At 37.8% G+C, this 6,917-nt stretch carries 7 protein-coding genes; 2 read left to right on the top strand and 5 right to left on the bottom strand.

The features are described from left to right. Positions 1-21 precede the first annotated feature (21 nt). The gene (locus tag JHD79_RS18130; RefSeq protein ID WP_199120736.1) at positions 22-786 is read right to left on the bottom strand and encodes a murein L,D-transpeptidase family protein; all 765 of its coding nucleotides are present in this window, start codon (positions 784-786) and stop codon (positions 22-24) included. 185 nt (positions 787-971) lie between these two features. Between JHD79_RS18130 and JHD79_RS18125 the strand changes: the two genes are divergently transcribed. Next, positions 972-3,056, top strand: coding sequence for a hypothetical protein (locus JHD79_RS18125; RefSeq protein WP_199120735.1), 2,085 nt, complete (start codon positions 972-974; stop codon positions 3,054-3,056). After that, positions 3,053-3,667 carry a trimeric intracellular cation channel family protein gene (locus JHD79_RS18120; RefSeq protein WP_199120733.1) on the top strand — a complete coding sequence of 205 codons (615 nt, stop codon included), beginning with the start codon at positions 3,053-3,055 and terminating at the stop codon, positions 3,665-3,667. The genes JHD79_RS18125 and JHD79_RS18120 overlap by 4 nt, the downstream gene beginning before the upstream one ends. 23 nt (positions 3,668-3,690) lie before the next feature. On the opposite strand, the gene JHD79_RS18115 is transcribed toward JHD79_RS18120, so the two are convergent. The 4 genes from JHD79_RS18115 to JHD79_RS18100 form a co-directional block, all read right to left on the bottom strand. After that, the gene (locus JHD79_RS18115) at positions 3,691-4,191 is read right to left on the bottom strand and encodes a hypothetical protein (protein WP_199120731.1); all 501 of its coding nucleotides are present in this window, start codon (positions 4,189-4,191) and stop codon (positions 3,691-3,693) included. Positions 4,192-4,244: 53 nt separating this feature from the next. Further along, positions 4,245-4,544: a septum formation initiator family protein gene (locus tag JHD79_RS18110; protein ID WP_199120730.1), complete on the bottom strand. Its 300-nt coding sequence runs from the start codon at positions 4,542-4,544 to the stop codon at positions 4,245-4,247. Positions 4,545-4,695: 151 nt separating this feature from the next. Beyond that, positions 4,696-5,991, bottom strand: coding sequence for a phosphopyruvate hydratase (gene eno / locus JHD79_RS18105; protein ID WP_199120728.1), 1,296 nt, complete (start codon positions 5,989-5,991; stop codon positions 4,696-4,698). 264 nt (positions 5,992-6,255) lie between these two features. Beyond that, positions 6,256-6,816: an NADPH-dependent FMN reductase gene (locus tag JHD79_RS18100; protein WP_199120726.1), complete on the bottom strand. Its 561-nt coding sequence runs from the start codon at positions 6,814-6,816 to the stop codon at positions 6,256-6,258. Positions 6,817-6,917 lie beyond the last annotated feature (101 nt).

Below are 6,917 nucleotides of genomic sequence, written 5' to 3'. Positions count from 1 at the left end.
GCATTACAGCCTTTTATTTTCTTAGTTGTGATCGGCTTCAATAGGCTTGAGAGATAAAACATACATGCCTGACTTGATCACATAATTGATTTTCTCTTTCTTCTCATCGAAAAAAGCATAGCCTTTCTTTAGAAAGGCCCAGAATGGTTTATGCTGAGGAAATTCTTCGGTGTATTTTTTCATATTGGCATCAGTCATCTTAAAAGGGAAAATATAAACAGGGATATCTTTCTGTCCACTGTTTATAGCCTCCACAGCTAACACATAAACTTCTCTAATCTTGTCATCCGTTAGTGGAATACAGCCTACAGTTACACAATCGCCGTGGATATAGATATCTCCACCAGTTTTTCTATCCTTTCCAGTTCTGGTCTTGTCTACTGCATTTGGGAAATCAATACCTAACGAAAGATGATAAGTGCTCATTGGGTTAAATACATTTATTTTGTAGAAGCCTTCTGGTGTTTGCAAATCTCCTTCAATTACCTTTGGCCCAAGCGTGCCCGATTTTGCACAAGCATCATAAGTTTTGAAAAGACTGAATTTATCTTGCTTTGCAGTTTTTAACCAAATTTCTAGTTTTCCTTCAGCTTTGTAAGCTTGCATGATCATTTCAAATCCATTACCAAAGCCAGCTTTTTGTAACTCTTTTTCTAAAGATGGCCACTTCAAATCGTAGGCAGTTTTAACTCTTTCAAATTTCAATTGGTCTTGCTTAAAGTTTTTTTGTGCACTGATAGTAAAGTTCATGAGAATAACTAAGAAGAACGCGATTAAATATTTCATTTCGGCCATGTTGATTTGTATGCAATTTACAATTTTAGTTCTTTGGATCATTGGTTATTCGTTCACTGGTTCATTTTAATTAAAAAGATGAAAATTGCTATTTAATCTTCGCTCCTTCATCCTTGTCCTTTTTATTTTTTACTTTTCACTTTCAACTTAAATATAGCATCTTTACAGTAAAGCGTATGACGAATTTTCTTTCTATTTCCACCCTTTTGATTTTAATAGGCTGCTTGTTATTGGGCGTATTATATGCATGGTTGTTGTATAGGATAAATACAAACCTAGATAAGAAATTAAAGAAAATATTATTTGTATTGCGTGTGCTGGCTATTGCTCTATTGACATTTTTGTTGTTTGCACCTTTGGTTAAACGTATTACATATACACTAGAAAAGCCAATTATAGTCATTGCCCATGACAATTCCATTTCGGTAAAAACCATAGCACCTACAGGTTTTGATGCAAATCAGTATCAGTCCGATTTGAAGAAGTTGGCCGCAAAATTAGGTGATAAATACGAAGTAAAATCATATAGTTTTGGGGATAGTGTAAAAGCAGGCTTGCGTTTTACAGGTACTGATCGGGTAAGTAATGGAACGGCCTTGATTCATCAACTGAATGATGAGTTATTGAACCGTAACGTTGGGGCGATCATATTAGCGAGTGATGGGATTTTTAACCGAGGTGGGAATCCGTTGTATGAATTGAATAAAATAAAAGCTCCTGTTTATACCATTGCCCTTGGCGATACCATTCCCAAAAGAGATGTACTGGTAGCCAATGTAAATTATAACAACATTGTTTACCTGGATAATGAATTTACCTTAGACATACAGGTACAAGCTTTTGAAAGCAAGGGAGAAACTACTCAGCTCACGGTATTGGAAGATGGTACCAAGGTAAAAGCACGGGAAATTCCTATTCATTCTGATAGTTTTGTTCGGGATGTCCAGTTAAAGCTTAAGGCCAATAAAGTAGGTATACATAAATACACGGTAAGTGTATCGGGCATTAAAAATGAAGTGACCAGTAAAAATAATAGCCAGACCATTTTTATAGAGGTGATAGATGGTAGGCAGAAGATCTTAATTGCTTCTGCAGTTCCACACCCGGATTTGGCCATTTTAAAACAAGCCATTGAGCTTAATAAGCATTATGAGGTAACTTTAGCCTTGGCTGATGAGCTAAATACCATTGATCCATCAAAGTTTAGCTTGGCAATCTTGTACCAGTTACCTGCCTTGGGAAATACGGCAACCACACTGATTAATAGGTTGCAACAGGAAAAGATATCTCTTTGGTACATTATCGGGGCACAGACTAATCTACAGGGTTTCAACCAGGGACAAAAGCAACTGAATTTTACCAGGACAAATGGAGTGCTACAGGAGGTGTTCCCATTTTATGATACCAGTTTCACTACATTTAATTTGACGTTAGAAGCCTTAAAGCAATTAGATGGTTATGATCCTCTACAAATACCTTTTGCTAATATGGAGATTAAGGGCAGCTACGCTGCGGTGCTCAACCAGCGTATAGGTAAGGTGAATACCCAGAGCCCCCTGTTGTTTTTTATGGAAGACAATAGCCGTAAGCTTGGCTTTTTAATTGGAGAAGGTATTTGGAAGTGGAAGCTGGAAGAAGGAAAAGATGAAAATAGCTACCCATTGGTAAACGAGTTGATAGCCAAATCGGTGCAATATCTTTCTGTAAAAGACGATAAACGGAAATTTAAGGTTTATAGTAGTAAAAATACATATGAAGAAAATGAAAATGTATGGTTAAATGCCACGCTTTATAACGATGCTTTTGAACCGATAAATACGCCCGATGTTCAGGTACAGTTAAAAAACGAAGCAGGAAAAGTATACAACTATGCATTTTCTAAATATGGGAATGCCTACCAGCTTGACGCCGGGGCCTTGCCACAGGGAAATTATACTTATGTCGCCTCTACCACATTGGGAGAAAAGAAATATACGGCCAATGGGGCTTTCTATGTGAATGCCATCATTACCGAATATCAGCAGACTACGGCCAACCATCAATTGTTAAATACCATGGCCCAGCAAACCAATGGCAAAATGTATGCGCCTAAAGAGCTATTGGCCATAGCTGACGATTTGGAGCGTAGCGGAAAAGTTAAAACGATCAGCTACGAAGATAGAAAGTACGAGGAAATGATTAACTTGAAGTGGATTTTTGGTCTAATTTTAATCTTGCTTTCTGTAGAATGGTTTTTTAGGAAGCGTAACGGCGAAGTATGATCGATTTTAATACGACAGATGCCATCGAAATTCTGGGCACTATTGCTTTCTCTATTTCTGGCACTTTTGCCGCTGTGCAGAAACGATTGGATCCCTTTGGGGTCTTGATCATTGCATTTGTAACTTCTATAGGTGGTGGTACAGTCCGTGATTTGTTGCTGGGCGATACACCGGTAGCCTGGATGCGTGATGTAAACTACTGCCTGTTGATCTTAGTGACCTGCATTCTTACCTTGTTTTTTAAACGGCACATTAAGAAATTTAAGGTGACATTGTTTCTTTTCGATTCGCTGGGACTGGGCCTATTTACCTTAGTTGGTGTACAAAAGGGAGTGGTATTTGGCCTAAGCCCAGGTATTTGCGTGGCTTTGGGTACCATTACGGGTTGCTTTGGAGGGATTATCAGAGATACGCTGTTGAATACCATACCCCTAATATTTAGAAAGGAAATTTATGCCACCGCTTGTATCACAGGGGGAATATTGTATTTTGCCCTATTGAGATTTCATTTGGATGCCGATGTAGCCAAAATTGTGGTTATTGCCTTTATCGTTACGATTAGAATAATTGTGGTAAAGTATAAGCTTGCCTTGCCAAAATTCGGGTATTGAAATTAGCGTACTGTATACAATATTTATTGATATAAATAAACTTCTAATTTGTGGTTTTGGTTTGCGTCATTAAGTTGCCAAAGCTCCTTTGACCAAGTTTTTCTATCGCTCTGCTGGTACAGGTAGGGCAAGGCTATGGATATGGCACCCAGGGCCAGTTCCTTCTGGGTCTTTAATTCTTTATGCAATAGCGTATATTTAGTCAGGGCAGCCATATACATAAGCAGTAAATCTGAATCGGTACTGAAGAAATTAGTCTCTTTTTCTTCCAGGTAAAAAATATAATCAGGCGTGCCATTCATCCAATTGATTAAAAATTGCCCAGCATTGCTTCTGGCTTTATTTTTTTTGTCAATAGGGGTTTGAAAAAGATAATCAACCACTTTTAATACCGTTGGTTCTGCATTTTTATAGCTTGATTTTTTTCCAAGCTTGACATTCTTTAGATTGGGAAGTTCTTGGGCATGACAAATACCAATGTGGTATGAAAAAAATAAAAGGGCGATCAATAAGACTTTTTTCATGAGCTACTAATACTAAAGTAGTTTTTTCAATTCTAAGATAAGAAAAAGCGTAATTATTTTGCTCCTTCTTCTTTTACAATTACGAAAACATCCTCATTTGCTTTTTTCATGAAATATTTTTCCCTGGCAAATTTTTCTGCAGTATTCAGATTACTGTCTAGCTCTTTTAAATCCTTTTTAACCAAGGCGGTTTCTTTGGAATAAAAATCTTTTTCCTCTTGTAGCTTTTTGACCTGTACGCTATACTCGTATTGTGAGAGCATGTCGTTTTTGTCAAAAAATAGCATCCATACCGCAAAAGCCGCTATGGCTAAGAAATACTTGTTACGGAAAAGATCAAATAGACGTTTCATAAGTTTCTATGTTGCCATTCTAATGACTGGCAATGGTGTAAATATAAATATAAACAGCCGAAGTTTTTAAAACTTCGGCTGTTTTACAAATTAGTTTATCAACTTGTTAACACTACGCTGTATAAAATGATGAGCCTAGTGGTTGCAGCAGTTATTTTTTTGCATATTTAAAGTTTTTGCCAATAAAGCGAGCAGCTTCACCCAACTCTTCTTCAATACGTAATAACTGGTTATATTTTGCAATCCTATCAGAACGTGAGGCAGAACCTGTTTTGATCTGGCCACAGTTTAAAGCTACCGCTAAATCTGCAATGGTCGTATCTTCTGTTTCGCCCGAACGGTGACTCATTACCGAGGTGTAGCCACTGTTTTGTGCTAGACTTACCGCATTGATGGTTTCGGTTAACGAACCAATTTGGTTCACTTTAACTAGGATGGAGTTAGCGGTATCAGTGTCAATGCCTTTCTGTAAACGCTTCACATTGGTTACAAATAAATCGTCACCTACCAATTGAACTGTTGCACCTATTTTTTCAGTCAATAATTTCCAACCGTCCCAATCATTTTCATCCATACCGTCTTCAATAGAAATGATAGGGTATTTTTGGCTCAGCTCTGCTAAATAAGCAGCCTGTTCTGCACTGCTGCGTACAGCTCCTTTGTCACCTTCAAATTTGGTGTAATCGTATTTCCCATCTTTATAGAACTCAGATGCAGCGCAATCTAAGGCTAAACAAATATCAGATCCAGGTTTGTAACCAGCCTTTTCAATCGCTTTCAAAACGGTTTCAATGGCATCTTCGGTACCTTCGAAAGTAGGTGCAAATCCGCCTTCGTCGCCTACAGCTGTAGATAGGCCCCTGTCATGAAGAATAGCTTTTAGGTTATGGAAAACTTCTGTTCCCCAACGTAGTGCTTCAGAGAATGAAGGCGCGCCAACTGGCATGATCATGAACTCTTGGAAGGCGATAGGTGCATCAGAGTGCGAACCGCCATTGATAATGTTCATCATTGGAATTGGTAAGGTATTGGCATTTACACCGCCAATATAGCGGTATAAAGGTTGTCTACTTTCTTTAGCAGCAGCTTTGGCAATCGCTAACGAAACGCCTAATATTGCATTCGCTCCTAAATTACCTTTGTTTTCTGTGCCATCTAGATCGATCATTAATTTATCGATTAGGTTTTGCTCAAAAACGTCAACACCCTGTAAAGCCTGTGCTATTTTAGTATTTACATTTTCAACTGCCTTTAATACTCCTTTGCCCATGTAGGTCTTTTTATCTCCATCGCGTAGTTCAACGGCTTCATATTGACCTGTACTAGCTCCTGATGGAACAGCCGCACGGCCCATAAAACCATTTTCTGTCATTACTTCTACTTCGATTGTTGGATTGCCTCTAGAATCGAGGATCTGCCTTGCATGGACATCAATTATTAAACTCATCTTTATATTTGTTTTGAATTAAAAATACCCTTAGTGTAAAAAATACAATTAGTACTGGGTTTTTCAAAGTTAAAATATTTTTTAAACTTAAGTAATGAATTGATCAATTTTTTATAAAGTGCTAATTTTTAGCTGCTGAGATGATTACAATAGACTTGATATAAAGTAATTGTACGCTAACTTTGCCATTTCTAGCTTTATAGGTTTGGTTGATTAATGGTTAGCATGTTGACCTTGCTATAATCACAAATAGGCAAGGATAAACTAAGCCTCTGCCTTTTGTTTGGCGCTGATCCAAAACATGAGCTCTCCAATGAAATTTTTTGCTCTTTTGGCCGTTCCTTCTGCATCTTTAGGAACTCCTGTTTCGCTAAAACTTTTATCTATCTCAGGTACTGGAAACATGGCTGGTATAGTTAGTGCTCCAATTTTCCATAAGGAGAATTGCAGGGAGGTTATCACTTGCGCTCCTCCAAAAGGACCTGCCGAAACCGTAGCTATGGCAATGGGCTTGCGTTTCCATTCGTCGTAAAACAGGTCTACAATATTCTTCAAGCTGGCCGGATAACCTCCGTTATATTCTGGTGTGACTATAATGATACCATCGGCATTTTTAATTTTGGCAGAAAGAGACAGGATTTCCTCGCTTGGATTTTCTATAAATCGCAAACGTTCTTCGAACAATGGGAAATGATGTGCCATAAGGTCGATGATTTCCACATCAGTATCCTTATTTTCGCTTAAATAATGCTGAAAGTAAAGTGCAACCCGGTGGCTTTTACGACCTTTTCGCACACTGGCAGAGATAATGGCAATTTTAGACATATTAATGTGGGTTTAGCAAAATGAAATTAAGACTAATTTAACCAATAAATCTCTACATTGTTTTGCGGAAATCATTTTTAGGTAGTAAAAATTGCTAAGCT

This window comes from Pedobacter sp. ASV28 (genome assembly GCF_016428855.1).
GTDB lineage: Bacteria > Bacteroidota > Bacteroidia > Sphingobacteriales > Sphingobacteriaceae > Pedobacter.
The sequence above is the reverse complement of the archived record's forward strand: the minus strand, read 5'-3'. Positions and strand labels throughout refer to the sequence as shown.